The 2,474-nt window shown below is 49.7% G+C and carries 1 protein-coding gene; it reads right to left on the minus strand.

Translation table 11 applies throughout. The features are described 5' to 3' along the window. Positions 1 to 538: 538 nt before the first annotated feature. A complete protein-coding gene (locus tag J2Z49_RS14615; RefSeq protein ID WP_307403910.1) occupies positions 539 to 1,768 on the minus strand; it encodes an ISL3 family transposase in 1,230 nt (409 codons plus the stop codon). Between the last annotated feature and the right edge of the window lie 706 nt (positions 1,769 to 2,474).

Genomic DNA, 2,474 nt, shown 5'->3' on the forward strand with positions numbered 1-2,474 from the left:
AACCCGGAAGGGCACGCAAATCCCGGGGAACCCCGGGTGGGTTCGGGGTGTTTCCTGCGGGGAATCCTCTGAATTCATTCGGGGGAGGACGTCAAAATCAACCTTTAGCGTACGGTCTGGAGGTGTTTTAGAAAGGAATGGTCCTTGTAGGCTAATTTCCCGTTTTATCCCTAAAATAGATATGAACCTTTCAATTGGCATCGGAGTGTGTCCAAAAAAGCAGACTTGTCCATTAAAGTAGCTGTGTAGAGTTTTTATATCGCGAAGAACGGCCTTGATAAAAGTTAATTTATTTGTTGGTCTTCGGCTATTGTAACTAGTGTGAATTTCCCAAAATACGCATTTGGGGAAATTGATACGGTTTCGATCAGAAGCATTTAGTAACAAAAAAGTGCTCAATCGCACGGCCCATCGGGAAGCGGGATACACACGTAGAACCTGTAAGCCTAATACCCGCTGGCTTAAACGCGGTGTAACGTAACTATCAAAAATAAGGAGGTTCCTCGCTATTTAGTATGGGTAGAGACGGAACTATTTGTTAACAAAGACAGTTTTTAGGCAAGCCATAGTCAAGACGGCTTCCAATGATGTAGGCCATTGTGATCAAGGTCTTAACGTTGCGGTAGCCTCTCGCCCTGGCTTTGGCCGCCTGGATAAGGCTGTTGATGCCCTCCAGGATGCCGTTGCTGACACGGGATTCGAACCAGTTGAGGATGCCTTCCCAGTGGTCTTTGATGGTGTAAGCCGCCTGGATCATGGGTACCAGCTTGGAGTGCGTGGCCCAGTAGTACCAACGCTTCAGGAAATCCTCTCCAGCGGCCCGGTCCGGTTGAGTGAATAAATCCTGAAAAGACAGTTTCAGGTTATAAGCCCGCACCGTGTCCAGGTGCTGGTATTTCAGGCTCTCGAGCTTCTTGCGCTGTTTGGCCGTGAGATTGGAGGGGTTCTTCAGCCACAGGTAGCGGGTCTTTTTTAGCTGGTGGTTCTCCTTACTCTCGTCCCGGCGCACTTCGTCTACGGCTGCGTTGATGATCTTCATGACGTGGAAACGGTCAAACACCAGTCTGGCCCGGAGAAAAAAGGACTTCACGCCCGCAATAAACGCCGGCGAGAGGTCACAGCACACGGTCTCAATCCCCTCCGGCCGTCCGCCGTGAGCTTGCAGGTCCTCGCTGAAGGCGGCGATGGTTTCGCTACCTTTGCCCGGAGCGGCAAAGAGCAGCCGGGATGTATCCAGGTCTACAAAGAGGCTGATGTAGTTGTGGCCCCTTTTAGCTGCGGTTTCATCCACGCCGACGCGCCGGACACCGGAGTAATCCTGCTTGGCCCGCGCCTGTTCCACGTAATGGTCGAGGATGCGCCAGAGCCTGGTGTCGTGCTCGCCCACCAGTTCGGCAATAGCCTTCACAGTCATGTCCTGGGCCAGGAGCATGATCAGACCCTCGAAGTAAAGGGTGAAGTCACTCCTCGGTCTGGCCCAGGGTACCTGCACCTGGCGCACTGTACAACCGCCAGGACACTCCACCCGGGGCACCCGGGCGTGCAGGTAGGTGCGGTACTGGAAGAAGTTGAGGTGCCGCCAGGTCTTCTCCTCGCTGTCATAAGCCTTGGCATCGGCACGGCCGCAGGTCGGACAGACAAAGGTGCTGCCGGGTGGGAAGTCTACCCAGATATCGAGCCGGTGCTCCTCCACCGAAAACTTAATGTTAACAACCTCCCAGGGTGGTGTGAGACCCAGAGCTGAGGCAAACACGGTGCGGTAATCCATCATGTGTAGGACCCCCTCAGGCAAGTGGTATGTGTTCCATTTATTTCTCTTCTGAGAGAAGCTTGTCCTACCACAGAAGAATACCAACCATTGCTACCACATGCCACGACTTGTCATAAATTACCATATGACATCTTCTGGTAAAGACTCTTACCCACACTAAATAGCGAAGAACCAATAAGGATCAAGAAAAACATTGCAAATCCAAGAAAGAGTGGTGTGAATATGTTAATTATAGATATTGGGAGGTGTAATAAGTGGAATGTAAACATTATGAAAATAGTAACGCATACAGTCAGCAGGCAGAGTATTGCTTCCCAAATAATTATCGTAACGCAAAAGAAAAATTGCTATGATTCTTTCACCAGGGCTATTGCCGTACCTGTTCATGAGAGACCGAAAGAATATATGAGGAGTCAACCAGTTCATCCTCCCGGAAGAAATATAGCTCCAAATAATTTGCTGTATTTTGCCGGGACCTTTTTTCTGTGGACAATTGATCAGTTTCACGTTGCACTTCACTCCTTTAGCGCAATTCACTTTATATTAGGTGCTATATTTTCCCTTGCTGGACTATTTGTCTGGTTGTTCAAATCCCTTAGAAAGGCAAAATTGTAGATCGTAAAATAGAATTGACCCCCGATCGTCAAATAAAACTGACCCACCCTATGATAAAATCTCCCTCGAGAGGGGGAGGCAAAAGAGG

This window comes from Desulfofundulus luciae (assembly GCF_030813795.1).
In the GTDB taxonomy this organism is placed as follows: Bacteria; Bacillota; Desulfotomaculia; order Desulfotomaculales; family Desulfovirgulaceae; genus Desulfofundulus; species Desulfofundulus luciae.

What these genes read in the sequence shown, in the direction of transcription:
- J2Z49_RS14615 (WP_307403910.1), bottom strand. Translation starts at nt 1,768, where the DNA reads ATGGATTACCGCACCGTGTTTGCCTCAGCTCTGGGTCTCACACCACCC.